Raw genomic sequence first — 26420 nt, forward strand, 5'->3', positions numbered from 1 at the left:
TGATTTTATCTCACAAACAGGGAAGCCTCTTCTATATAAAGAAGCTAAAAAACGAAAAAAAAGTGCGAGAGATAAATATGTTCATGCAGTTAATGTATGGAGAGTTGCTACCAATGTCAATAAAGATCTAAATAAGCTTAGAGTACTATTTATTTCCCTATATTAGTTTTTATAGAAAGTTTACAAATAATTTATAAATATGAATGCGGATCTGGTATATTTCGTTAACTGGTTCAAATAATAACAATTATTAATAATTAAGGTTGACCCGTGGTTTACAGACGCCCTCCATCGCGTTTTGGATTGAATTCTTTAAGTGTAAAACTATCGCTACTCATATCTGCTATTTGCTTAATAGCTGGGGTATGTGCGGCTGCCTTAATGCTTAAATCTGAAGAGAAACAACTCGTTTTTGAAGAACACGAAGTTTTAAAAAGCTCGACAGATTTATTAGTGAAGCAATTTAATGAGCGCATTAAAACAAAAGTAAATATTGCTCAGCAAGCTAATAACGTAGTAACACAACAACTTTTTCAACCCAATTCACCAATTAATTTAAGCAATAAATCACAGTTACAATTTAATAGTGACGGTACGATTCGAAGTGCCTCTGCTGATGGTTTATCAGCAGCATTTTTACCACAGCAAAATTACTCTCCTTTTTATAAACGCCTATTTAATGATTCTGAGATGCTGTGGCGCATAATTTCTCCTACACTGGTACACGACTTTTTTAACTTTTATTTAATAACAGATGATGATTTTATTCGTGTTTCTCCCCCTAATTGGGCATTAAACGCACCTGCCGACTTTAGAGCAACGAATGGCTCAACTTATAAATCGATTAAAAGCACGCTTGAAACAGTAAGAGAGCCTGCATGGTCAAAAGTCTATTACGATACAGTATGGCGTAAATGGGTTATTAGCTTACTAGTGCCAGTTTATGTCGATAATGAGTTTTTAGGTGTGACGGGGAGCGATATTTCCCTCAACAAACTTATTTCGTTTTTACCTGTTGGTGATAAAGAAAAACACCTACTTGTGTTTGATAGTAAAGGGCAATTGTTAGCACACCCAGATTTAAATCCGACCTTACTAGCCGACTATGGTAGCGATAATAAAGCACTCGCTACTAACGAATTTGTAAACCCAGCGCTGCAGTCGATTATTGATGATGTAATTGCGGTGAAATTACCTGAATACGCAAATTCGTTTGAAAAAAATGACGAAGCTCATATTATCAATATTCGTAAGATTGATGACTTAGATTGGTACATAGGGGTATATAAAAAGCGTTCATCGACGTTATCTGCATTACAAGATTTAAAACTGAAGTTTTTTGGTCTCTTTATTTTATACGCAATATTAGTTGCTTTATTGCTGCATCAAGCGCTTTATCAACTAGTCCTTCGCCGTTTACATACTTTGGTTTATGCAGTTACAAGTTTTGGCAAAGGTCAATTAACTACAGAATTTCCACCAGAAAACAAAGATGAAATTGGCACGCTTAATGGCTCATTTAGAGACATGACGGTAGAAATTCGCAAACTTATCGATGGCTTAAACCAGAGAATTACAGAAAAAGAAATTGCTGAAAAAGCAGCTAACCGTTTATCTAAAGCGGTAGCATTCTCGGGCACTGGCGTTGTGATCACCGATGAGAATTTTGTAATTGAATACGTAAATCCAAAAATGCTCGAAATGACAGGCTACCCAGAAAGTCATTTTAATAGAGCACCATTACTTAATATTATTGCCTCAGAAATGTCTATTTTAGTTGAAGATATAGACATAGATTTACGCAGCCGTAATTACTGGCGCGGTGATACATTAATTCAAGGCTTGAATAAAGAGCCAATTTGGGTGTCTTTAAGTGTTTCGCCAATTCGTGAAGAGGGCGGTGAAATAACCAGCTATGTAGCATCTGCACAAGATATTTCGTTTGTCAAAGAAAGCCAGCGTAAAATGGAGCAGCTTGCTTACTTTGACACCCTTACTGGTCTTGCCAACAGAACGTTTTTTAGAATGCAATTACGTAAATCAATGGCATTAGCAGAACGCGGGCATTATGCATTTGCTTTGTTTTACTTTGATTTAGACGAATTTAAACGTATTAACGATACATTAGGCCACGATGCCGGCGATCAATTATTAATTGAAGTGGCAAACAGACTTAAAAAACGTTTACGAGCCGAGGACACCATAGCGCGCTTAGGTGGTGATGAATTTGCAGTGTTGCTCAGTGGTATAGAAAGCCAAGCTCACGCGACTGATGTTGCCAATACAATTCAAAAAACACTGAATGTGCCTATAAAACTAGGTAGTAATGAAGTTATTGTGAGCGCTAGTATTGGTATTACAATGGCTCCGTACGATAGCCTAGAAGAAGATCAGTTATTAAAACATGCTGACTTAGCAATGTATGAAGCAAAAGCAAAAGGGCGTAATACATTCCATTTTTATAGCCAAGAATTGAACGCAGCCGCTAATGAGCGTTTATTTATTGAAAATGAGCTACGTATAGGTCTAAAAGAAAAACAGTTTGTAGTTTACTACCAACCTCAAGTTGATAGTCGTACTCATCAGGTCATTGGCTATGAAGCGTTATTAAGATGGTTCCACCCAACTGAAGGCGCAATCCCTCCAGATAAATTTATTCCTATTGCAGAAGCAACAGGCCTTATAGTTGAATTAGGCGAATGGGTGCTTCAAGAGTCTTGTGATTTTGCCGTAAGATTAACAAAGCAAGGCTTAGAAAATAATATATCGATAAACTTATCGGCTCGCCAGTTCAAAGACTCAAGCTTAGTCTCAACACTGAGTAAAATGATAATTAGAACGGGTGTTTCGGCTAAGCGCCTTCACTTAGAGCTTACCGAAAGTATGCTAATGGGAAATGTAGAAGCTGCAATTACACAACTCCACGAGCTTAAAGCCTTAGGTATATCTATTTCTATTGATGATTTTGGTACTGGCTATTCGTCACTCAGTTACTTAAAACGATTCCCGGTTGATATATTGAAAATTGACCGTTCATTTGTAAAAGATATCCCTGAGGATACAAATGATATGGAAATCACTGCCGCTATTATTGCCATGGCGCAAAAGTTAAAGCTAGACGTGGTCGCAGAAGGGGTTGAGACAATAGAGCAGATGCAGTTTTTACAAAATAATAACTGCTTCATTGTACAAGGCTATTATTTTAGTAAACCAATTGCTGAGCACGAACTGCCAAAATTGTATGAAAAGTTAAATGAACTCTCAAATAGCGAAGTAAGTAGTTAATAAAATTGCGGGTTAACCACCCGCAATTTTAACTTTAAATTTTAACGCTTCTAAAATGGCTTTTAGTTTATCGCGGTCATCACCTTGCACTTCAATAATGCCTTCTTTTACTGCGCCGCCTTGGCCCATTTTGCTTTTTATAGTTTTAGCTAACTTTTTTAAATCATGATCTTTTGGATCAATGCCTACAACTAACATTACGCCTTTGCCTTTACGTCCTTTTGTTTGACGCTCAATGCGAATAAAACCATCTTTAAAAAGCTTAGCTTCTAACTCTTTTTCTGGTTTTGGCTGGTCAATGCGACCCGTACTTGTTGAATATACTAAGTGACTATCACTCATACATTACCTTTATGGATAAAAATTAATTAAATGTTGGCGTAAATGATAGCAAATTTGAAGTTGTGTGTTTTTCTTTTTGCTAAATACTTTTAACAGGTTATATTTAGTTCAAAGGAAATATTATTGGAGTTTAATATGAGTTTAACTAAGAATGAATCAGTCGATGGCACTACATTAACAATACAAATCAAAGGTAAATTTGACTTTAATTTAGTGCAATCTTTTCGCCAAGCTTATGCCCAAATGAGCGAAAAAACAGTAAAGGTTATTATCGATTTAAGAGAGACTGACTACATGGATAGCTCAGCACTTGGCATGTTACTTAACATGAAAAAAACCATTGATAGCCAAGTGAAAACTATTGAAATAAGCAATTGCCAACCACAGCTTAGAAAAATTCTACAAATTTCACGTTTTGATAAAAAGTTTGATATTAGCTAATGATACATGTGTTAATTGTGGATGATCAGGCGCTCAATCGCATTTTACTAAGTAAAATGCTTGAGCAAGAGGGTTATAAAATATCAGTGGCTTATAACGGGCTAGATGCGCTTAATGTACTTAAAAGAGAGCAAATAGACGTTGTTTTACTTGATGTTTTAATGCCTGTAATGGATGGTTTTGAAGCTGCTGAAAAAATAAAGCAGCAGTATAGTGAAGTTTACTTACCGATTATTTTTATAACCTCCTTAGAAGATCAAGCAAGTTTTGAGCGCTGCCTCGAAGTGGGTGGCGATGACTTTATTCATAAACCATTTGAAAAAGTTATTCTGCATGCAAAAATTAAAGCACATATTCGCACCAGAGAGCTGAGTAAAAAAGCAAACCAACAAAAGAAATTGCTTGAATATCATCATAATCAAATTGAACGTGAACACGAAATAATTGAGCATATTTTTAATAACTCATTAGAAAACCAAGGTAAGTTTAGAGAGTATTTAGATTTTAATTTATCACCGGCCTCTATGTTTAACGGCGATATGTTTTTAGTAGCGCAAAGCCCAATCGGTAATTTGTATTGCATGTTGGGAGATTTTACGGGCCATGGCCTTGCAGCAGCTATTGGTGCATTACCAACTTCTCGTGTGTTTTATACTATGGTACAAAAAGGCATGGCGGTTAACGATATTGCCTGTGAGCTAAATACACTACTGTACAACCTACTACCTGGGCATATGTTTTGTGCTGCAACCATTATAGAGCTTAGTGCATCAGGTAAAAGTGTTTCTGCATGGATGGGCGGCTTACCCGATGCCTACCTAATAGATAAAGACGGTAATGTAAAACAAACATTAGAATCGCAGCATATGGCGCTGGGGATTTTAGATGAACAAGAATTTGAATATGAAGTTATTCATTTTGAAACAAATAGTAATACACGCCTAGTATTAGCAACCGACGGTATTATAGAAACGGCAAACAAAGAGGATATATTTTTTGGGGAAGAGCGTTTTTTACAAACCTTAAAAAGTAAATCGATGATTAGTAGTGAAGACATAGTTGCTAATGTTACTAAGTTTGCTGATGGTACTAAGCAGCAAGATGATTTAAGCATTGTTTTACTAAACTGCCTGCCTTTAATTCCTGAGGAACAAGAGCGAGAAGCATTTTCTACTTTAGCTTTTAATTTGTCTTTGAGCTTAAACTCAGAGCAAATAAAAAAAACAGACCCCGTTTACGACGTCGTTAATATTTTAAGCAGTGTTGAGGGTCTAAATACTCATCGTTCTAATATATTTTTACTGTTGTCTGAGGCTTACAACAATGCGCTTGATCATGGTGTATTAGGACTTAACTCAGAAATTAAAAAACAAGAGGACGGCTTTTTTCGATATTACGAGTTGAGAGAGGCAGCCCTTGCTAAACTTACAGATGCCATGATTATTATTGATATGCGCTATTGCCCCGACACGCTCAGTTTATATTTTATTATTTGTGATTCAGGCCGAGGGTTTAGTAGTAAGCACGATGAGTTGGCAAAGGCTAATAACGAATTTGGCAGAGGGGTGTCTTTATTAGAAGAAATAGCCGAAAAAGTCACTTATAACGCCAGTGGTAACCAAGTTGAAATGTGCTACAAGTTGAGCTAGCTCTGTAAAAATATCCATGCTATTATTCTCGAAACTTTAGATGTATGGATGGCCAAATGATTTCTTCTTACTTAAAACAAGCACAACTTAGTGCTAATCCAGCTTTGATTTCAACAGAGCTTGAAAAGCTTGATCTACATTTAGCAAACACTGCTTTGCCTGATGTGTGTTGGGAGTATCAAATACCTGAGCTTGGCGAGGGCGGTGCATGTAGTTTATTTGGTTACTTACAAGATGAGCCATTCAAATTAACTGACTATATTAAAAATGATGAGCAAACACAGTTTAAGCTGGCTACTTTACAAAGTATTGTAAGCTACATTGAGCAGCAAACGGGCGTTGATTGGTATGGTATTTATCAATCAACTAATACCCCTGAAGGTAATCAACTATTAAAATTGGCTTATCATGGTGCGCCTAGTCGTCCGTTGTTTCCTTTAACGCAAGCATTTGCGGCTGGCAGTAACAACGTACAGGTTGCGCTATCTCACAAGGGCCGCATTATTAATAACGTTGAGGCGTATTTATCACAAGGTGGTGAATACTATACATGCGATCCTAAAGTTAAATCAGAAACCTGCCTACCTTTATTTAATGCACAAAATGAATGCGTTGGTATTGTAGATGCAGAAGCCTTTAAAAATGATTTTTTTGATGAAAAGACGCTTGCCGTTTTAATTGCATGTTGTATTAAAATTCCTCACTTTCTAGTGTAAATAACGCTAGTCAATATGATGTGCTTTTATGTTAAGCTTAGCTTAACAGCTAACCCCTAAATAACGATAAGAGATAGCCAATGTTCTCAGTATTAAAACCATTACCAACAGATCCTATTCTTGGCCTTATGGCGGCCTATAAACAAGATACAAACCCTAATAAAATTGATTTAGGTGTAGGTGTCTACAAAGATGAGCAAGGCAATACACCGGTTCTTAAAGCGGTTAAAAAAGCTGAAGCGTTTCGTCTTGAAAACGAAATGAGCAAATCTTACATTGGTTTAGCGGGTAATTTAGATTACTGCCAAAAAATGGAGCAGTTACTATTAGGTGAGCATCAAGTATTACTAGCTAACCGCGTACGTACTGCGCAAGCTCCTGGTGGTACGGGGGCACTTCGTGTTGCAGCTGAATTTATTAAGCGTTGTAATACAGACGCGACTGTTTGGGTAACTAACCCAACATGGGCTAACCATATTAGCTTGTTTGAAGCTGCAGGCTTAACAGTAAAAGAATACCCATATTACGATTACGAAAATAAAGATTTATTGTTTGATGAAATGATCAACACACTTAAACAAGTGCCTAAAGGTGATGTGGTTTTACTGCATGCATGTTGTCATAACCCAAGCGGTATGGATTTAAACGAAACACAGTGGAACACAGTTGCCGAACTTGCAAAAGAAGTTGGCTTTACACCACTTGTTGATATTGCGTACCAAGGCTTTGGTGCCTCACTTGAAGAAGATGCACGTGGCTTACGTATTTTAGCTGATGCAGTAGAAGAGCTAATTATTTGTTCTTCATGTTCTAAAAACTTTGGCTTATACCGCGAGCGAATTGGTGCATGTTCACTAATTGCAAAAGACAGCGCAACAGCAGATATTTCAAACTCTGTAATGCTAAGCGTTGTACGTAGTATTTACTCAATGCCGCCAGCGCATGGTGCTGACATTGTTAATACTATTTTAAGCAGTACAGAGCTTACACAATTGTGGCACTCTGAGCTTGATGAAATGCGTAGTCGTATAAATGGCTTACGTAGCTTAATTAAAGAAAGCTTAGCAACTAAAGATATTGCTCAAGACTTCTCATTTATTGAACGCCAAAACGGTATGTTTTCTTTCTTAGGTATTAATAAAGAGCAAATTGCTCGCCTACAAAAAGAATACGGCATTTACATTGTTGGCTCTAGCCGCGTAAATGTTGCAGGTGTTAGTCATTCAAATATTGAATACTTTTCAAATGCTGTAGCTGACGTTTGTAAATAAACGCAGTTAATATAAAAAACCGCACATCATTACTAATGATGTGCGGTTTTTTATTATCTAAATTTAAACAAAAAGCAGCAATCTTTAACCGATAGCAGGAATAAGCCCCGCCATTTGCATAAACTGCGCAGCAATAATAGTTATGCCACATATAGCTGCTATACCAAGCCCAACATTCCCACTTTTAACTTGGTAGCCTGTTTTATTTGATGTTGTACGCTGTTTATAAACCATTGCTACAGGCAAAAATATTGCCAGTACAACAAGTGCTATTGCAGCGTACCCTAAGGCCATAATAAAGCCTTGAGGATAAAACAATGCAAAGCCAAGTGGCGGAATAAACGTAATTAAGGCCGTTTTAATTCGGTCTGTTTTATTGTCACCCTTTTTAAATGCATCAGCAAAAAAATCAAATAACCCTAAACTTACCCCTAAAAATGATGTCGCAAGTGCTAAATCAGCAAATAACTTAACGGCCGTTGCCACACTTGGGTTATGCGCAATACTTGCCACGCTAGATACAAACCCATTAAGACCTTGGCTGTTGAGTAAATCAGCTTGACTCATAATACCTTGGCTAAGTAGTTGCCAAAAAATATAAATGACTAAAGGTAGGGCGGCTCCAGCAATCATTACTTTGCGCAGTACTTTTATTTCAACACCAACATATTTAACAATAGAGGGGATAGAACCATGAAAGCCAAACGAAGTAAATATAACCGGTATAGCTGAAAGGATTAATCCTTGCTCTACGGGCATTTCTAATAAGTGCTTACCTTGTACATAAGGGGTAAGCATGTAAAACAAACTAGCTAACACAATAATTTTTATTGTAAATAACACTCTATTTAGTTTATCTACCTTGCTAGTGCCTAGCGTTACTACACTTGCAATAATAACAGCAAGGATTACAGAGCCAAACTGTGGGGCTATATTTACATCAAAGCCTATATTTATACGCGCTTGGAGTTGTGCACCACCACCTGCAATATAAGCAGCGCATAAAGCGTAAAATAAAAAAACCATCGAAAAATTCGCAATATATTGTCCGCGTTTTCCAAGCCATAACTTAGCCAATGTATTTAATGTAGCATCGCGTGGTGCATATTGGTGTAGCTCTAACATGAGTAGTGCGGTGTAGGTCATTAGTAACCAGCTAGCAATTATTAATGCAAGTGCAGTACTAAACCCAAGCCCGGCAGATGCAATTGGCAATGCCAACATACCCGCACCAATAGTGGTGCCTGCAACAATTAACATGCTTCCAGTTGTTTTATTTTTAAGCACTTAATTACCTTAATTATTATTAATATTGATGCACCATATAACTAGTTGCTCAAATCTCAAATAGTTTTGTAATAAAAGAGCGGTATTAAAATGTAACTTACAATTTACAACTGTATTTATTAAGGACTTTAGTGTTTAAAAAGTACTAAAACACAGTAGTGAGCGTATAATTTATTCTTTGTTTTATTGATTCATATAAAGCGTAGGGATGGCACGTGCCAGTTAAAGTATCGTATTTTTTAATGGTTCTTATATGGTCCACTACACCACTGGGTATCGTGTGGAGTAGTGAAACTGTATCGCCAACACTTGCTGTGTTAATGCGGATGCTGGTGGGACTATTGTTAGGTGGCTTAATTGTTGCCATTACAAATATTAGAGTGCCTTGGAGCAAAAATGCATGCTTACTTTATTTTTATTCGAGTATAGGTATTTTTGGCGGTATGTTGTTGAGCTATATGGCAGCTAAAACAGTCCCTTCTGGTATTATTTCGCTTATGTTTGGCCTTGCACCTATTTTGTCGGGGTTGCTTGCTCAGCAATTATTAAATGAACCTAAATTTAGCCCGATTAAATTAGTTGCGTTAGCGTGCGCCTTAATTGGCTTATATTTTGTTAGTTATAACCAAGTACAAAACTCGCAAACTCAAGGGCTCGGGTTGCTTTATGTGTTTATGGCTGTCTGCTTTTTTAGTTTAAGTGGTGTGATGATCAAACGTGTACAGATTGCGATTCATCCTATGGCAACAACATTTGGTGCCTTAGTTTTTGTAACCCCACTCTTTTTTATTGCTTGGTGGTTATTAGATGGTGAGTTGCATATACAAAACTGGAGTGCAAAATCATTGTGGGCTATTGGTTATCTAGGAATATTTGGATCTTTAGTAGGGGCTTTGGCGTATTTTCATGTGCTGCAAAACCTAAATGCAAGCACGGTATCACTTACTACACTTATAACTCCTAGCTTTGCGTTAGCCTTGGGAGCTTGGCTAAATAATGAGTCATTAAGCCAAGAACTAATAATTGGTGCGGTTATTATTTTAATTAGTCTAGGTTTTTTCCAATTTGGTGATAAGTTTTTAAAGCGAAAGAAAGTAAACACAAATTAGCTTTACTACATTTTTTCTATTTGAATAATTAAACGACGGTTTTTGTCTCGGCTTAAAATGTTATCGTTATTATCAACAAAGCGTTTTTCGCCCAAACCGGTTGTTTGTACTTTTGTTTCATCAACACCCAAGCTCACCATATAATCTTTTATAGTTTTGGCGCGCTTGCGCGATAAATCTAAGTTATTCCAGCGTCCGCCATAACTATCTGTGTATGAGTCAATACTAATGGACTCTATGCTTGCATCATTTTTTAAATACTCAGCAATCTTATCAAGACGTTGTTGCGAGGATTTAGTTAATTTACTGCTGTTAGATTGATAGTTCATTACAGTAAACGAAATATCTTCAAAGCTGTAAGGGAGTAGCTCATCACGGCATTGTAAAAAAGCCCAGTAAGCTTGTTTAAAGTTTACGCTCGATATACCAACGGCAATTTTATCGGCACTGTTTTGCCAGTCTTGATAATAAAAAGTAGGGTAGTAGCCTTTTTCAAGCTCGGTAAGCATTTCCCATGCGGTTTTATTGCCTAGCTCGCCATCAAACTTTTTAAGTAATTTCATATTTGCAATATCGCGAGCGGGCAACCCTGCACGCCATGTAGGTGGCACTGCTTTTAAACCTGCAATTGCGTAGTTATCTGGGCGTACAACCATATCTAAATTAAATGTTAAGTTTTTATTTTTACTTGCTGAAGCTTTAAATATAGCTTCACCGTAATAAGGAACCTCATGATTTAACTGGCATTGTAAGCGCGTTGTTTTAACGACTTCCCAGTTGGAGTTGTCTTGGGTTGCTGTGTATTGGCGCATAGCAGCTTGCGAGTGAGTACTGCAAAGCACCGCACTTATACTAAGGCTAATAAATAACAACTTATACTTCATGGTGCTCTCCAGCTATCCGGGAATGCCAATAATTTGGCAAATTAACGACTGCAATGATTAGTTTGTTCTCTGTATAACTAACTTATAAGTTAAAGCAAGTTATGTGCCTACAATTTTAAAGCAATAAATACTTAAATACCCTAGCCTAGGGGGCATCAATTTTGACATAATAGTCAGCTTACACGTATAAACAAAGAAGACTATGGCAAATACTGAGCAAACACCTTTCGCAAAACGCTTTCGTGGATTTTTTCCTGTTGTTATTGATGTTGAAACTGCAGGTTTTAACAAAGAAACAGATGCCTTGTTAGAAATAGCAGCCTCTGTTTTAAAAATGGATGACGAAGGACTGCTCAGCATAGATCATACTGTTCATTTTCATGTTCAGCCATTCGAAGGCGCTAATATAGAACAAGCAGCCATCGACTTTAACGGTATAGACCCGTTTTCACCATTACGTGGCGCAGTACCTGAAGATGAAGTAATTAAAGAAATATGTAAAGTAGTACGCAAAGCGCAAAAGGCTGCTGGGTGTCAACGCTCAGTTATTGTGGCGCATAATGCCGCATTCGATCATGGCTTTTTAAATGCAGCAATAGAGCGTAATAACATTAAGCGTACGCCATTTCACCCGTTCGTAAGCTTTGATACAACATCTTTAGCGGGTTTAGCGTTAGGGCAAACTGTATTAGCAAAAGCATGTAGAGCGGCTGGTATAGAGTTTGATAACAGCCAAGCGCACTCAGCACTTTACGACACAGAACGTACAGCTGAGCTTTATTGTTTAATAGTAAACCGCTGGCAGCAATTAGGTGGTTGGCCATTAGCGCCAACCGACGACGCTGATGCTGAAGTTGAAACTGAAAATGACGAAGAAACTAAAACGTCTGAGTAATTTTACCCTCAGTTAGCTTAACTAGGTGGGGCGGGTAAATACGCGAAAATTGTTTAGAATCTTTCGCTATTTTAAGCTCCACACCAGGGTGCATTAATTCATTTACTTTTAAGCGGCTACTGGCAAGTAATTGCACTATTTTTTGCTTAATAAGTAGTTTTTGACGATGAATATGCGCAGAGCGTATTTTTATATGCTTTTCATTTTCAGTTATTTTATTCATGAATTGCTGGCGCTGAGCAGCCCCCGCAATTTTACTCGCTTTTTCGCGAGCTTGTTGTAAAGCGGTTACTTTAGTCGCAAGTACTTTTTCAAAATCGGTGATTTGCATTTGCTTTTGGCGAAGCTCAAACCAGAGCTGCGCTAAAAATACGCGTGTTTTAGTACCGGCTGGCGCGCCGAGCTCACCCGTTTCAATGCGCATAGCATCTAAAATATTACCGCCAATAATTTTACCTCGCGGGTCATTTGCTTTGCCTACACGTATTAATCGCCTAGCACTTAAATCACAATGCAGAGCTTGGCGTTCAATAAATAAATCTTGTTCGGATTTAATGTTGCAGTACTGGGCATAACCAATAGAAATAGTTCGTTGAGCGGTTATACAGCACGTAAATGCTTCCTCGCCTTCACGTTTTCGGCCAATTGCGCCAAGCATAATGGTTACCGCACTTTTACTTTCAACAGTTCCTGATTCTACAAAACCAAGTACCGTAATATCACCGTTAGCTTTTACACGCATGCCGTCTTTAATATCGCCAGTAATAATTACGCTACCATCAAAATCAACGTGGCCGGTGCTTACATCTACGTTATCAAAGCATAAAACATCATCTACACGCATACCACGGGGTAGGGCAACGGGCACACCTTTGCAGTCGGCAATAAGCATATTAGGATTATTAGGATCTACTTTTGTACCTTCGAAAGGCTGGAGTTGGTGATCTTTACCTGGTTTTGCACTAATTGAATCGCCAAATACCGTATAGCCTTCTTCTCCAGGGGTAGCTGCAATACGCTGCATTAAGGGAGTGCCAGGTTTTACGGTGATAATAGCGCCAAGGTTTTTCATATCAACCTTACCGCCTTCTTTAGCTTGTGGGCTAAGTACTCGGTCTTGAGCTGTTGAGCATAAACGCACAAATTTGGCATCGCTGCCTTCTTTTGGATTGCGCCCATGTGCAATTATGGCACTGTAAGAGCTTCCTGCTGGTTGCTCAAACTGCTGGCCCAAAAAGGTATCAAGCGCACGAGGACTTATTCCTTTTTTAACACCTGCATCAGCAAGTGCTTTTTGCGCGCCTTCCATAGACAAAAGTGCGCCACCTTTAGCGGTAGTTAATGTTGCTTCTGCGACCATGTTTTTTTCATCAATATTAATGATAAGCGACGCATCTACAGCTCTAGCAACGACAAGCGATACTTCCTGATAATTTTTAGTGGGCGCAAAAAGCTTTCCAATATTGGCAATGACAGCTTCGTACTCACTAAACTCAGATTGCTCTAGCATTTGCGTTAACTGAGTACTTGTAACAGGAAAACCACTATCAATAGGGTGACTTTCTAAAGAGACAAACCCTGTACTTTTATCAAATGAAAAAACCGACATTTATTAATTCCCTACTCTATGCCTGTTATTATTTTTATTTTTTACAACTAAAGGTTTAGAAATAGCAAAAACCTTAACTCCTCATTTGAACACAGGTTAAACACATTGTTAAGTAAATGTTTATATAGGCTTGCATAAACTAAATTTTGGTTACTTAACACGCGATTGGCACATACAATTAAAATAAAGCGTTACTAGGCCTTGAGTATCAGTACTTTACTCAGTTATACTGTTTGCACGCTCTGAATTGAGTTACTAATTCAGGGGCTGATTAGGATTCGACGGAATTCAAGAAGCCCAAGGTGCATGTCGAGGTGCGGTTTGCCTCGTTAAACAGCCGCAACCTAAAGTAATCGCAAACGACGATAACTACTCTCTAGCAGCTTAGGCTGGCTAGCGCTCCTTCCATGTATTCTTGTGGACTGGATTTTGGAGTGTCACCCTAACACCTGATCGCGACGGAAACCCTGGCCGGGGTTGAAGCGCTAAAACTAAGCGGCCTCGCCTTTATTTACCGTGTTTGTCCGGGACTTAAAGGTTAATTAAATGACAATACTAAACATGTAGTACCGACGGTCGAGGCTTTTCGGACGGGGGTTCAAATCCCCCCAGCTCCACCAATAAAGGTTTTTGAACTCGTTATTCGAAAACCATAAGAAACCCGCAAATTTGTTAATCCAAATTTGCGGGTTTTTTTATGGAATTTATAAAGTAAAAGTAAAGTTTAAAAATGTCTTATAGCGCGTAGCTTCATTTTTATTGCAATCACAAGCAGGCTAAATAATGACAGCATACTTATTAACAACGTTAGATTAAGTATTGGGTTGCTGCTTTGCTCATCCGCATTAGCTGGGGAGGTGTTGGTAGCTTGTGTGTTTTGATGTTGCCTAATATAGCTTTGGCTGATCCAATCTACTGCGTTTATCCATTGTACTTTGGCGGGGTCAGTATTGTTTAGCATCCCTATTGCGTGCTTATCGTTATCTAAGCTTTTTGAAAGTTGTATCAGTTGCTGCCAAAATTCATTTTTAGGGCCTAGGTCGTCTATTTCTTGTAGGTGCTGTTGTAATTTATCACCCCCCATCGTTTTTATATCAGCTTGTCCTGTACTTTGCGCGTAGCTATTTATTAGTGATGAAAAGCGACTAAAGTACTCATTACTTTTTTGCTGTGTAGGGGTAGCTGTTCGCTCGTTTGTTACTTTTTGTGTTGGTTGATTTAGGCTATTTTGATCAATCAAATATTGTTTATAGTTTTGGTAACTTAAGTTGTTTGTAGTTACGTTATTTTGGGGGGCAAAGTTGTTTTTAAGTGCATTAACACTGATCACTACGCCTATTATGGTAATAATACAAAGTGCGCTATAGCAAAAGTACAATGCGCTTTTTAAAGTGTTACGCAGTAGTTTATATTTATTATAACTTTGCTTAATAGCTGCAGCTGTATTTGGGGCTTCGTCTGTATCTAGGCGTTCGTTTTGTATTGAAATACTTTTGCCGTCAGTACTTTCACTAATGTGTTTATCTGTATTTTTACTGTGCTCAGTGAGTGCTATTTGATTATTTTGAGATTGAGAGATTACAGTAATGAGTTGAGGTTCTACTTTAGTAATCAAACCTAGCTTTTTAAGTGAGGATTCTGTTTTAACAGCATCAATACTCGATAAGTCTTTTTTTAAAGCGTAAGCTTTTCCATCAAATAACTGAATAACAATATTATGAGGAATATTAAGAAGTTGGCTGAGTTGTTCTTGGGCAGAGGTAAGGTCAGTATTTTGATATAACTGACCATTAAAAACAATTTTAAATGTAGCGCTCACGTTAGTACCTTGCTTGTGTAATTCCATTTTTGGAATTTTATTTTTATTATTTGATACACCAAGCTAACTTAACAGATAAAGGGTATGCTTTCTAATGATTTGCGATTAAAAAAGCCCTAACAAACAGCGTTAAGGCTTTGGCGTGTAGCTGTTACTTTATCGTTTAGCGAGTGATTTTACAGATTGCTTTTGATCACTTGCTGGTTGGGTTGCTTTGTCTATTAATGTTTCAAGTGGTTTATTTCGAACGCACATAAGTACTTTGTTCATTGCTTGGCATGTGCCTGTCGCTTTTTTATCATGGCTTGTGTAGCTGCAATCTTCATTAATGGCTTTTGCTTCACATGCTTCCCAAGGCGCATTTGAGCCGTGGCCTGCATGACTTAGCGCTGAGCATGAGGCAGCAAGTAAAAAGCCAGTGGTTAGTGCTTTTATCACGTTAAATATTTTCATTAGTATCTCAGTTAATTATTTGGCCAGAATGCGAGTTATCTTGCGGTAGCACCTTTAAAACAACCAATAAACATGTTTTCAGATACATCGGCTGCATGGTAGTGGTATCCGCGTGTATCGTCGGTGTGGCCTCTACATTCGTCTAAATCAGTGGGTTCTAATCCATCTTCGTTAAGCATGCCAAATATACCAAATCCATCGAGTGCATAACCCATCATGGCGGCATGACCGTCTGATTGAATTTGTGTTTGGCTACAACCTGCTTCACCGTGGTAGTGATAGCCTGCTACTAAGTTAATATGGCCAGCGCAATCATCAAAGGCTGCAATAGTGTATGCGCCTAAAATAGCCTCAACAGGGGCGGGTGCAGCAAGTACAACACCATTGAGAGCAACACCTACATTAGCGTTACCAATACTGCTATTTTGAGTGGTTGCAACAGGCGTTATTGGAATTAAAAATGATTCTGATATACCGCCATCAACATAATCAATAGAGCATTCTACGCAGTGGTTTTGGTATTGTTCTTCTACGTTTGGGCGTGCAGCGCCATCACACGATTCTTGTGTGTCGGTTACATTTACAAGGCCTGTACCTTCGTCGTATAGCTGCCAATGACTATCGTTATATAATGTAGGTAGATTTAAAATAAAGTCTCCGGTTATATCGTAAACCTCACCGGTGCCATCAAACCAAATACCGGCTTCGTCAGCTGTTGAGGTGATATTTTGAGGGCAAAATACACCAATCTCGTAATTTGAAGGCGCACCTGCAATATCAATTTTGTAGCATGAGGCTTCATCACCATTACTTAGCGTACATGTTTGAGTGGTAATTGATGAAATGAGCGCATCGCTTTCAAAGTTAAAAGGGTCGACTTCTACAACAAAATCGGTTGAAGTATCTGTTGTAGTTCCCTCATCGGTGGTTGTTTCAGTTACGACGGTACTTTCAGCATCGCTACCGTTACAGGCAGTTAAACCCAGTGCAAGTATACACACTGCAAGCGGTGTCAAAATTGGTGTGTTAAATCTTCTCATCAAAAATATCCGGTAATGAAGTTGAATGTATAATATTTGTTAAATGTGCAAACAAAGTGCAAAAACAACGCAACATAGTACATAGCACAAGATAGAAGCTGATAAAGTTGCTATAAATGTGTTTAGTACCTTTTTTACTATTTAAATACTGCGACTTAAAAGTACTTAAATAGGCAGTGGAGTTTTATGGATTTTTTATTTCCCGACAGCATGTCTTTATTTTTGTTTTTATTGTTAATGATCACCGCTGGCTTTACTTCTTTTATATCTGCTGCATTTGGTGCTGGTGGCGGATTAATGCTGCTTGTTGTTATGGCGTCGTTTATGCCAATGGCAGTTGTTGTGCCTGTGCATGGTTTAGTACAGCTTGGCTCTAATGCAAATAGGTTTTTACTCAGTTTTAAGCATATTGATAAAAGCATGTTTGTATATTTTGCGTTAGGCGGCTTAGTAGGGGCGGGGTTATCAAGTTTTGTTATTGATGATATATCGCTTGATGCAATGAAGTTAGTGGTCGCTATTTTTGTTATTTATTTACTGTGGGGTAAAACGCCACCTATAAAATTAACCTCTAAGGTGTGGCGTATGGTTGCCGGTGGAATAACTACTTTTATTTCTATGTTTGTGGGGGCAAGTGGCCCATTAGTTGGTAGCTGTTTATATATAAATAATTACGAAAAGTTAAAATTTACGGCAACGTTTTCGAGCGTTATGAGTGTGCAGCATTTATTAAAAGCGATAATTTATGGCGCTGTTGGCTTTAGTTTTTGGCAATGGATACCGCTTGTAATTGCCATGGTAATAAGTGGCGCTGTAGGAACTTGGTTCGGAATTAAATTACTTAAAAGGATGTCTGGGGATAAATTTAAGCGTATTTTTAGAGTCGTTTTAACGTTATTAACGCTACAACTTGGTTGGCAAGGTATAAAAATATTACTCCACTAATTTGCTTAGTGGAGTAAATTTAATTTTATTAAACATAAATTATTTAAGAGGATTAAATAATTCATTGCGCCAAAAAGTTACTGATATAGAGCGACTATACTGTAATTTTTTGCCTTATCGATGAATTACATATTCTTTGTAATAATTGTTCATACGTTTAATTAAATTGGTATTAAAGCCTATTTAACAGCGGCTTTAATTGGCTTATCGCCATCAAACAACTTAAAAATGCGGTTACTAATAAATGAGTTGGTCGCAATATGTAATAATGCATTGGCTACGTTTTCGCGGCTAATTTTAGCTTCTGAACGATCACTTGGTTGCTGCGTAGTTACTTGCATTGAAGCACTATCGTCAGTCAATGTACCAGGGCGAACAATGGTATAATTTAAACCACTGTTTATTAGGTGCTCGTCAGCCATATGCTTAGCAACTAAGTAAGGTTTTAAATCACCTTGAATCGAATCTGGATCGTCAGCACCAATTGAACTGACCATAATAAAGTGATTAACGCCGTGCTCTTTAGCGAATGTAGCTGCTTTTGTTGCAGCCCATAAATCAATGAGTACAGTTTTATCATCGCCTGTACTTCCACCAGAACCAGCAGCAAAAATCACTTGGTCACAGCCTTTCATTGCATCACCAAAATCGCCTTCAAGATCTTGCTCAACAATAGTTAAAAAAGAGCTGTTTAAATCGCTTAACTTATTTTTGTCACGCACTAATGCCACAACATTTTGCTCATTTTCTAAAAGTAGCTCAGTTGTCATTTTACCTATTTGTCCGCTTGCGCCAATAATTAGGGTCTTACTCATAATTAACTCCTTCCAATAAATAGTAAAAGTAATGTGCTTACAAACAGACCTTGGGGTAGGGGATTATTTTTAAAGGGTAAAAAAGAGTTTAAATGAGCTAATTTCAAAAAATACTTTAATTAAAATTCAATACTTAACTGAGCATTAAAATTAGCTGCTTTTGGCGTGTTTTTTAGAACTTTTTATTCAACCATTATACTCACTTCGGTCACATAACTACGGCGGTATAGACTAATACGGACTTTATGTTCTTGGTAATTATAAAACAAAGTGCGATATGTACTATTGCCATTTGTTTTTGAAGGTTCACCTAATTTTTGCTGATAAAAGCGAGTGATATCAGAAATTGAATCGGTTAAATAACCAGTACGTACCATTGGGTATTCGCTTGCTACGTCCATCGTTGTAACAAACTCTTCAGGAAGTGGGATTTCAGTGACGTTTTGGCTAAGTGCGTTAAACGATAGAGTGCATAGCAACATTATTAAAAATGCTAAAGTTTTCATTAGAGTCCTTTGAGTAATAAATTCCTTTTATTGGTACTTATTTTACCTCAATAAGCACCAATGTCATTTAAATTTTATTACGAATTAAATCTCGCACTATAAACCGGGCAGGGTGAATAGCTTGGCTTACACGTTCGCTTAATGGGCGGGGTTCGTTATTTAAACAACTTACGAGGTGGTCTGCACTTAGCGGTGCGCTACACAATGCGCGTGCACCAAAACCGGTAAAAATATGCAGGCCTTGTTGTGGTTTATTAAGTTGCTCATATTGGTAGCGTTTACCTAAACGTAGATTAGCAAAGGCCATTATGTAATCACTTTGCTCGCACCATTGCCCTGCCATCGGCAGGTGATCTATAAATGTGCAGCGAACAGCCGCTTTTGCCGAGGTTATATTGCCAAGGGTGGAGGCAAATTCACTTTGCTGATAAAAGCTAAGTAGTTGCTCTTGGTTTAATTGGTTGTCGAGCGCTTTAACTTGGCGGCTTTTAGTGTTTTTTTCAAATGTGGCACCCATGCAGTGATGATCTAAATAAGCTGGGGTAAAATACCCTTTATGGCATAGCACTGTTTTAAGTTTGCGTGATTGCTCACTTGCCTCAATATGTGAAACCTGACCGCGCACGCCTACTATAGGTAGCGCTTTTGTTTGCTCAAATGCATCGCTGTGCTCACCTGCACAAATAATTACATCGCTAAAAGGGCCTAGCTGCTCATCATTCGTTAATAAAAACCAACCGTTGTCAGTTTTTTTAAGCTGCTTTATATTGCAGTTAAATAGGCTTTTAAATGGGCTTATGCTATTTGCAGCGCTTAGCATAGCGTTTACTAATTGTGGCGGGTTAACCCAGCCGCCTTGTTCAAAAAACACGCCTGAATAACCTGTCGTTACGCCGGCTATTTCATCGCCTTGCTCTGCGGTTACGTTACGCATTAGCTGGGTTGGCCACAGTTGCTTTTGTGCTAAGTTTTCGTGCTTATCAGCGAGAGGTTTTTTCACTGCGTGTTGTAATACGCCGCACCAATCGTAATCAAAGCTAAAGCCGTTTTTGAGTAACTGGTTATACAAACGTTTTGCGTATAAAAAGCTATGTGCAAACAATTCACTGTGTGGCGAGTTTTTAGCTTGTAGGTGAGGGTAAATAGCGCCTTGCACATTGTGCGATGCCCCCATTGCAGGCTTTTCATCTTGGCAGAATAATTGGCTGGTTATGCCTCGTTTAGCCAAGCTGTATAAAATACAGCTACTGGCAATACCACCGCCAATGACTGCTACATTTTTTAAAGTACTACTATCTTGATTAAAATAAGCGGGGGTTGATTGAGCGTTATTAACATGTTTAAGTTGGCCAGTAAGCATATCTTCTTTTTGATTAAAATTTTTGGCTTTTTTAGTACTAAAGCCAGCCTCTATTAATCCTCGTTGAACAAAGTCAGCGGAAGTAAAAGTCGATAAGGTTGCATTAGCCCTTGATATATCAGCCATGGAGTTAAATAAACTTTGCTGCCACATATCAGGATTTTTACTTGGCTCAGGCCCATTTAAATACCAAGCATCAACAATTCCTGTTTGCGGATAGCTCATTGCTTGTATTGATTCAAGCGCATCACCAAAGTATAAATCGAGAACAACACTGCCACTATTAAATTCGAGCCGGTGGCATCCTTCTAAATTAATTGGGTAGTTTACTGTTAATTGCTCACTAAAATAACTTAAGGTAGGCCAAGCGGTTAATGCTTGTTTTAAGTCTGTTAATGTTAAGGGATTCTTTTCAAACGAAATATAGTGTAGGCGTTTTACGCTTTTTTCACATTCATTTTGAACTTGCATCCGCTCAAGGTGGTCTTTAAAGCGTTGCCACGTATTTAAAAAGTTTAAACCGGTGCCAAAACCGGTTTCGGCAATAACAAAATGTGATTGGTCATGATTTTGTAATCGTACATCTATATTATTTTGCTCATAGTACACATAATGCGATTGAGCTAAGCCATCGTCATTAGAAAAATAAATATCACCGGAGTCATTAGTCAAAGGTGTACCTAAATTATTAATGTGACTATGTGCGTTCTTAATCATAATTTTTTAAATTTATAGATATATTTTTAATTATTTTACGGGTTTTCTTTGTAATAGTCTGGCGTTATTTATAAGCTAGCAGTTCAGAGTACAAGTGTACGCTAGAAAGCTGACCACTTAGGTGATTAAATTCGCGTAAAATAGAATGCAATTAAGTATTAAGCTAAGGGAATTACCCATGAGAAGAGCTGTAATTACAGGTATCGGTGTTGTATCAAGCATTGGTAACAACAAAGAAGAAGTATTAGAATCGTTAAAAACGGGCAAAAGCGGTATCGCTTTTAACCAAGAATTTGCCGATTATAAGTTACGTAGTAACGTATCGGGTAAAATTGATATTGACGTTAAAGCACATGTTGACCGCAAAGCAATGCGCTTTATGGGTGATGCTGCTGCATATTCTTATATTTCGATGACTCAAGCAATTGAAGACTCAGGTTTGTCTGACGACCAAGTATCAAATGAGCGCACGGGTATTATTGTTGGCTCTGGCGGTGGTTCGTCTAAATGGCAGGTAGAAGCTGCTGATATTTTACGTGAAAAAGGCGTAAAACGTGTAGGGCCTTATATGGTTCCACGTACTATGGCGAGCACTACATCTGCTTGTTTAGCAACACCTTTTAAAATTAAAGGTGTTAACTACTCAATTAGCTCTGCATGTGCAACATCTGCGCATTGTATTGGTAATGCAGTAGAACAAATTCAATTAGGTAAGCAAGATGTTGTTTTTGCTGGTGGCGGTGAAGAACTACACTGGACATTGGCAATGGAATTTGACGCTATGGGCGCACTTTCTACTAAGTACAACGAAACACCAGAAAAAGCGTCTCGTACATACGATGCAAACCGCGATGGTTTTGTTATATCTGGCGGCGGCGGTATTGTTGTAGTTGAAGAACTTGAACATGCACTTGCACGTGGCGCGCACATTTACGCTGAAATTGTTGGCTACGGTGCAACATCAGATGGCTACGACATGGTTGCTCCATCTGGCGAAGGTGCAGCACGTTGTATGCGCCAAGCTATGCAAGATGTAGACAGCATTGATTACCTAAACACGCATGGTACATCTACACCTGTAGGCGACGTTAAAGAGCTTGGTGCGATTCAAGAAGTGTTTGGTGGTAAGTCACCAATGATCAGCGCAACTAAAGCAATGACGGGTCATGCCCTCGGTGCTGCAGGTGTTCACGAAGCTATCTTCTCATTATTGATGCTAGAGCACAGCTTTGTAGCGCCTTCAATTAATATTGATGAGCTAGATGAGCAAGCGGCAGGTTTAGATATTATTACTGCACGTCGTGATGTTGAGTTAAATACTGTAATGTCTAATAGCTTTGGCTTTGGTGGCACAAACGCGACTTTAGTTATGAGTAAGTACAAAGGTTAATTTGAGCTTATAAGCCCTAAATATGTAAACACATGTCAGGGCTAAACTGCTTAAAACAAAAAAGGAAAGCCGAGGCTTTCCTTTTTTATTATCGAAAGTTAAATTAACCTTCGTTATGTTCTTTACGCGCTTGCTCAATTTCGTCAGCAATTTCTTGCGCTTTCTGCTTAGTTTTTTCAGTTAACTCGCCAGCAGCTTCTTTGCTTTTAATCCATGCATCAACCGCAATCTCTTTGCCGTCGTCGTACATGTCTAAGCCCATTGTTTTACTTTGCTCTAATAGCTCGTTTAAAGACTCATCATTTTTAAGATCGTTAGTTGTCTCTTTAACGTCGTTCCATGCATCACCAAGCTTTTCTTGCATTTGTGCGCTTTTATCTTTTGCATCTTCTTTTACTTCGTTGGCATCTTCACAACCAGTTAATGTAATTAAAGTGCCTAATAAAGCTAAACCTGCTAATTTATTCATGTGCTATCTCCTTTAGAGACTGATAATTAATTCGAGGCAGACTATACAACAATGAAAATGAACGCCCCCGTAACAAAACGATTAAATTTTAAATTAATGAGTGAGCATTATTGGCCTCAATTATTTGAACTCGACCAAGACCCCGCCGTAATGCAGTATTTAACGCGAGGTGTACCTACCTCTTTAGAGCAAATAAAAAATGAGGGAGTGCCTCGTATGCTCGCATATAGAAATGAGCTAAAAGGCTGGGGGCTGTGGAGTATCTCTATAAAGCAAACCAATACATTTATTGGCTGGGTATTAATAAGACCTATGAATTTCTTTAGTGATGCACCAAATTACAGCGATATTGAAATAGGTTGGCGCTTTAAACAAGCGAGTTGGGGGCATGGTTATGCAACCGAGGCGGCTTTAGCATTATGTGATGAACTCATTAAGCAAGATGACGTTAAGGCGATAAGCGCAACTGCACTAAAAGATAATACGGCCTCTATAACAATAATGAAAAAGTTAGGCCTGCAATTTATAAAAAATTATACACATACAGATGAGCAAGGCGACTTACCCGCAGTACTTTATTCAAAAAACGTTTTAAGATGATTAAATATCAACAGTATAAAGATTGACCTGCCCTTAAATGACGTGCATTAATATGGGCAACAAAAATAATAAATTAAGGATGTTGTATGGGATTGTTTTTTTCACCACGTAAATTAATCGTCAAAAGTGTACTGGTTTTACAGTTCACTACTTTTAGTGTTTTGGCGCAGCCTTTAGCGCAAAGCGCGGTCGCAATGCCTGACTCGTTCAGTGCCGATGCTGCTAAAAGTATATTAGAGCAAGGCGGTAATGCTGTTGATGCGGCTATTACGGCACAATTTGTACTTGCAGTGACGCTTCCTGAAGCCGGAAATATTGGCGGCGGGGGATTTATGCTTATTCAAAAAGATGGCAAAGGCGATTTTATAGATTATCGCGAAACAGCGCCAACAGCGGCTCATCGTGATATGTATTTAGATGAGCAAGGTAATGTTATTGCAAACAAATCAATATATGGCATTCACGCAAGCGGTGTACCTGGCAGTGTAGCGGGTATGTGGCTTGCCCATCAAAAGCATGGCACTTTAAAGTGGGAAACACTAGTACAGCCTGCTGTAACGTTGGCTGAGCAAGGGTTTGTTGTTCCGCCTAAGTTAGCAAAAGGTGTTAGCCATTATATAGCCCATCTAAAAGAGCAAAAAATAAATGTAAACTTTGAAAAATATTTTGCTGATGTAAAAGCCAATAAAGTCTTTAAGCAACCCGAGTTAGCGGCAACGCTAAAGCGTATTCGTGATAACGGTCAAGATGGATTTTATAAAGGCGAGACTGCAAATATTATTGCTAAATTTATGCATCTACATGGTGGTATTATTAATCAAGATGATTTAAAAAATTATACCGCTAAATCACGTACACCCATTAAAGCGAGTTGGAATGGTTATGAAGTACTTACTTCGCCACCGCCAAGTTCAGGTGGTATTGCTATTTTACAGTGGCTCAAAATGTATGAGTTACAAAAACCAGATACAGGCTTAGCGCATAACTCGACTCAGTATGTGCACTTACTTTCTGAAATAGGTAAACGTGTATTTGCAGATAGAGCAGAGTATTTAGGCGATCCTGATTTTTTTGATGTACCAGTAAATGCGTTAACTAATATTAACTACCTCAAAGAGCGCAGTAATGGCATTTCGTTAACCGCTATCTCGACTACCGAAAATATTAAACCGGGCCTTAAAGAAAGTGAGCAAACTACGCACTTTTCAATCGTTGATAAAATGGGTAACGCTGTAGCAAATACCACCACAATAAACTTAGGGTTTGGTAGCGGTGTCGTTGTTGAAGGTGCGGGATTTATTTTAAATGATGAAATGGACGACTTTAGCGCCAAACCAGGCGTTATGAATGTGTTTGGCGCAATAGGCGGTAAAGCTAATGAAATACAGCCACACAAGCGTATGTTGAGTTCGATGACACCTACAATACTACTTAAAGACAACACCGTTAAAATGGTGACAGGTTCGCCTGGTGGCACAACCATTATTAGCTCTGTGTACGAATCTATCTTAAATGCGATAGAGTTTGATATGAGTGCAGAGCAGGTTGTAAATAGTCCTCGTTTTCATCATCAATTGTGGCCTAAAAATATAATTAGAACGCACATAGGTTTAACCGATAGCGTAAAAGCAGAGCTTATAAAAATGGGTTACACCATAGACGAGAGACACTTTGGTGACTTACACGTTATTATTAATAAAGAGGGCCAATTAGATGCCGCTTCTGAAGCATCAGGGCGCGGTAAATCAATTGTTTTTTAAATAAAAAAACACCGCGCTAAAAAGCGCGGTGTTTAAAATAATAAAAGCTTATTGAGTATCAATTAAATCTTCAACACCCACTATTAGCCATGGAGCATCGTCTGAAATTAGACGCTCTAAGTGCCAAATTTCTAAAATAGGCTGTTCTTTTTTATCGCCTAAATCACGGTACTTACCTTTAAAGCGAACACTAACCTGCCACGATTGCGCATTTGTATCTGCACGCACAAGTTCGGCATCAATAAACATTACTTCAGTGTCTACACTCTGTATAGCTTCACGCTCAGCTTTAAATTCGGCAACAAGTGCAGGGCTTAAGTATTCAGCCATTGTGGTGTAATCGGCATTATTCCATGCAGTTTGTAGCGTATGGTAATGACTACGGGCACCTTGCAAAAAGCCATTAACGTCAAAGTTAGGTGGTAAATTAAAAGGGACACTTTCACCTTGTGGGGCGCTGTTAGCAAAGCCTGTACTCATTGGCTGCTCGATTGGTGCTTGTTTAAAAGCATTTTGCTGAGCACTTGTATCTGCACTGGCATTTGCAAGTTGTGGGGCACGATTAGTACGTAAAAAGCCTGTTACTAGCTTAAATAAAATAAATAGTCCGCCAGCTAATAAAATCATTTCTAATAGCTGAAAACCTTCAAAATCGTCGCCTAACATTGCTGCAATTAAGCCACCAGCTAAAAGACCACCCAAAACGCCAGCCATAATGCCTTTTTTATTTGATGCGGCTTTAGGTGCTGCTGTTGGGGTTGTTGTATCTGCTTTTTGTTTTTGTGCTGTTTGTTGTGTTGCAGGAGTTTGTCCACGTTTACTACTGCCAAACTTTTTACGTGCGTGTGCATCAAAACTGGCAGTACATAATAATGCCAATAATGAAAAAATAACGATTATGTTCTTCATGAAATTCCCTAATTAAAATCGAGCCGCGATTATAATTTACTTTCTTAAGGAATTTAATTAATTACTTTAAAAATCAGAGGTTTTGAGTATAAAAGAAAAGGTTTATGGTGGGTACATAATCAAAAAACCGCTTAGTAGGGACTAAGCGG

23 protein-coding genes, 1 other RNA gene and 1 other annotated feature (1 of these 25 running past the window's edge) are annotated in these 26420 nt (G+C 38.3%); of the genes, 12 read left to right on the plus strand and 12 right to left on the minus strand.

Going from position 1 to position 26420, the window contains the following annotated elements; all coding sequences use genetic code 11:
- Positions 1-78, minus strand: a sequence feature (Phe leader region); it reaches 40 nt to the left of the window's first position.
- Positions 79-270: 192 nt separating this feature from the next.
- Positions 271-3285 carry a bifunctional diguanylate cyclase/phosphodiesterase gene (locus I6F43_RS06620; RefSeq protein WP_197101541.1) on the plus strand — a complete coding sequence of 1005 codons (3015 nt, stop codon included), beginning with the start codon at positions 271-273 and terminating at the stop codon, positions 3283-3285.
- A gap of 12 nt (positions 3286-3297) precedes the next feature.
- Here the strand turns inward: I6F43_RS06620 and I6F43_RS06625 are convergent, their stop codons facing one another.
- The gene (locus tag I6F43_RS06625) at positions 3298-3627 is read right to left on the minus strand and encodes a translation initiation factor (protein ID WP_007581414.1); all 330 of its coding nucleotides are present in this window, start codon (positions 3625-3627) and stop codon (positions 3298-3300) included.
- 135 nt (positions 3628-3762) lie between these two features.
- Here I6F43_RS06625 and I6F43_RS06630 point away from each other — a divergent pair, with 135 nt between their 5' ends.
- From I6F43_RS06630 to I6F43_RS06645, 4 genes are all read left to right on the plus strand, one after another.
- The gene (locus tag I6F43_RS06630; protein WP_002962948.1) at positions 3763-4068 is read left to right on the plus strand and encodes an STAS domain-containing protein; all 306 of its coding nucleotides are present in this window, start codon (positions 3763-3765) and stop codon (positions 4066-4068) included.
- Entirely contained in the window at positions 4068-5717 is a 1650-nt protein-coding gene (locus tag I6F43_RS06635; protein WP_197101543.1) for a SpoIIE family protein phosphatase, read from the plus strand. The genes I6F43_RS06630 and I6F43_RS06635 overlap by 1 nt, the downstream gene beginning before the upstream one ends.
- A gap of 56 nt (positions 5718-5773) precedes the next feature.
- Positions 5774-6433 carry a GAF domain-containing protein gene (locus I6F43_RS06640; protein WP_024593588.1) on the plus strand — a complete coding sequence of 220 codons (660 nt, stop codon included), beginning with the start codon at positions 5774-5776 and terminating at the stop codon, positions 6431-6433.
- Positions 6434-6513: 80 nt separating this feature from the next.
- Positions 6514-7704 carry an amino acid aminotransferase gene (locus I6F43_RS06645; RefSeq protein ID WP_010554636.1) on the plus strand — a complete coding sequence of 397 codons (1191 nt, stop codon included), beginning with the start codon at positions 6514-6516 and terminating at the stop codon, positions 7702-7704.
- Positions 7705-7788: 84 nt separating this feature from the next.
- Here I6F43_RS06645 and I6F43_RS06650 read toward each other — a convergent pair whose 3' ends face one another.
- Positions 7789-8991, minus strand: coding sequence for an aromatic amino acid transport family protein (locus tag I6F43_RS06650; protein WP_010554637.1), 1203 nt, complete (start codon positions 8989-8991; stop codon positions 7789-7791).
- Positions 8992-9206: 215 nt separating this feature from the next.
- Here I6F43_RS06650 and I6F43_RS06655 point away from each other — a divergent pair, with 215 nt between their 5' ends.
- Positions 9207-10100, plus strand: coding sequence for a DMT family transporter (locus I6F43_RS06655; protein ID WP_165721334.1), 894 nt, complete (start codon positions 9207-9209; stop codon positions 10098-10100).
- A 5-nt stretch (positions 10101-10105) separates the two neighbouring features.
- On the opposite strand, the gene I6F43_RS06660 is transcribed toward I6F43_RS06655, so the two are convergent.
- Positions 10106-10984: a flagellar protein MotY gene (locus I6F43_RS06660; RefSeq protein ID WP_024589405.1), complete on the minus strand. Its 879-nt coding sequence runs from the start codon at positions 10982-10984 to the stop codon at positions 10106-10108.
- Positions 10985-11186: 202 nt separating this feature from the next.
- Between I6F43_RS06660 and rnt the strand changes: the two genes are divergently transcribed.
- A complete protein-coding gene (gene rnt / locus I6F43_RS06665; RefSeq protein ID WP_024589404.1) occupies positions 11187-11879 on the plus strand; it encodes a ribonuclease T in 693 nt (230 codons plus the stop codon).
- On the opposite strand, the gene I6F43_RS06670 is transcribed toward rnt, so the two are convergent.
- Positions 11863-13488, minus strand: coding sequence for a DUF342 domain-containing protein (locus tag I6F43_RS06670; RefSeq protein WP_165734767.1), 1626 nt, complete (start codon positions 13486-13488; stop codon positions 11863-11865). The two genes, rnt and I6F43_RS06670, sit on opposite strands and share 17 nt — an antisense overlap.
- A gap of 263 nt (positions 13489-13751) precedes the next feature.
- Here I6F43_RS06670 and ssrA point away from each other — a divergent pair.
- Positions 13752-14108, plus strand: a transfer-messenger RNA (tmRNA) gene (gene ssrA, locus I6F43_RS06675).
- 104 nt (positions 14109-14212) lie between these two features.
- Here the strand turns inward: ssrA and I6F43_RS06680 are convergent.
- From I6F43_RS06680 to I6F43_RS06690, 3 genes are all read right to left on the minus strand, one after another.
- Positions 14213-15307: a hypothetical protein gene (locus tag I6F43_RS06680; protein WP_331460602.1), complete on the minus strand. Its 1095-nt coding sequence runs from the start codon at positions 15305-15307 to the stop codon at positions 14213-14215.
- Between the two features lie 156 nt (positions 15308-15463).
- Positions 15464-15760 carry a hypothetical protein gene (locus tag I6F43_RS06685; protein WP_007581994.1) on the minus strand — a complete coding sequence of 99 codons (297 nt, stop codon included), beginning with the start codon at positions 15758-15760 and terminating at the stop codon, positions 15464-15466.
- Between the two features lie 35 nt (positions 15761-15795).
- The gene (locus I6F43_RS06690) at positions 15796-16800 is read right to left on the minus strand and encodes a YHYH protein (RefSeq protein ID WP_197101547.1); all 1005 of its coding nucleotides are present in this window, start codon (positions 16798-16800) and stop codon (positions 15796-15798) included.
- A gap of 186 nt (positions 16801-16986) precedes the next feature.
- Here I6F43_RS06690 and I6F43_RS06695 point away from each other — a divergent pair, with 186 nt between their 5' ends.
- Complete coding sequence (locus I6F43_RS06695) at positions 16987-17745, plus strand: sulfite exporter TauE/SafE family protein (RefSeq protein ID WP_197101549.1); 759 nt, start codon at positions 16987-16989, stop codon at positions 17743-17745.
- Between the two features lie 179 nt (positions 17746-17924).
- Here the strand turns inward: I6F43_RS06695 and I6F43_RS06700 are convergent, their stop codons facing one another.
- From I6F43_RS06700 to mnmC, 3 genes are all read right to left on the minus strand, one after another.
- Positions 17925-18560, minus strand: a complete 636-nt coding sequence (locus I6F43_RS06700; protein WP_007581997.1) for an NAD(P)-binding oxidoreductase — start codon at positions 18558-18560, stop codon at positions 17925-17927.
- A gap of 182 nt (positions 18561-18742) precedes the next feature.
- Positions 18743-19066 (minus strand): hypothetical protein, encoded by a 324-nt coding sequence (locus tag I6F43_RS06705; RefSeq protein ID WP_165721355.1) that lies wholly within the window; start codon positions 19064-19066, stop codon positions 18743-18745.
- Positions 19067-19133: 67 nt separating this feature from the next.
- Entirely contained in the window at positions 19134-21143 is a 2010-nt protein-coding gene (gene mnmC, locus I6F43_RS06710) for a bifunctional tRNA (5-methylaminomethyl-2-thiouridine)(34)-methyltransferase MnmD/FAD-dependent 5-carboxymethylaminomethyl-2-thiouridine(34) oxidoreductase MnmC (protein ID WP_197101551.1), read from the minus strand.
- Positions 21144-21321: 178 nt separating this feature from the next.
- On the opposite strand from mnmC, the gene fabB reads away from it, so the two are divergent.
- Positions 21322-22533 carry a beta-ketoacyl-ACP synthase I gene (gene fabB / locus I6F43_RS06715; RefSeq protein ID WP_197101553.1) on the plus strand — a complete coding sequence of 404 codons (1212 nt, stop codon included), beginning with the start codon at positions 21322-21324 and terminating at the stop codon, positions 22531-22533.
- A gap of 103 nt (positions 22534-22636) precedes the next feature.
- Here the strand turns inward: fabB and I6F43_RS06720 are convergent, their stop codons facing one another.
- Positions 22637-23002 (minus strand): hypothetical protein, encoded by a 366-nt coding sequence (locus tag I6F43_RS06720; protein WP_008169794.1) that lies wholly within the window; start codon positions 23000-23002, stop codon positions 22637-22639.
- 51 nt (positions 23003-23053) lie between these two features.
- On the opposite strand from I6F43_RS06720, the gene I6F43_RS06725 reads away from it, so the two are divergent.
- Positions 23054-23602: a GNAT family N-acetyltransferase gene (locus tag I6F43_RS06725; RefSeq protein ID WP_197101555.1), complete on the plus strand. Its 549-nt coding sequence runs from the start codon at positions 23054-23056 to the stop codon at positions 23600-23602.
- An 86-nt stretch (positions 23603-23688) separates the two neighbouring features.
- Entirely contained in the window at positions 23689-25362 is a 1674-nt protein-coding gene (gene ggt / locus I6F43_RS06730) for a gamma-glutamyltransferase (RefSeq protein WP_197101557.1), read from the plus strand.
- Between the two features lie 48 nt (positions 25363-25410).
- Here the strand turns inward: ggt and I6F43_RS06735 are convergent, their stop codons facing one another.
- Positions 25411-26271, minus strand: a complete 861-nt coding sequence (locus I6F43_RS06735; protein WP_197101559.1) for a Tim44 domain-containing protein — start codon at positions 26269-26271, stop codon at positions 25411-25413.
- Positions 26272-26420 lie beyond the last annotated feature (149 nt).

Source organism: Pseudoalteromonas sp. NZS71_1, assembly GCF_015864305.1.
In the GTDB taxonomy this organism is placed as follows: Bacteria; Pseudomonadota; Gammaproteobacteria; order Enterobacterales; family Alteromonadaceae; genus Pseudoalteromonas; species Pseudoalteromonas arctica.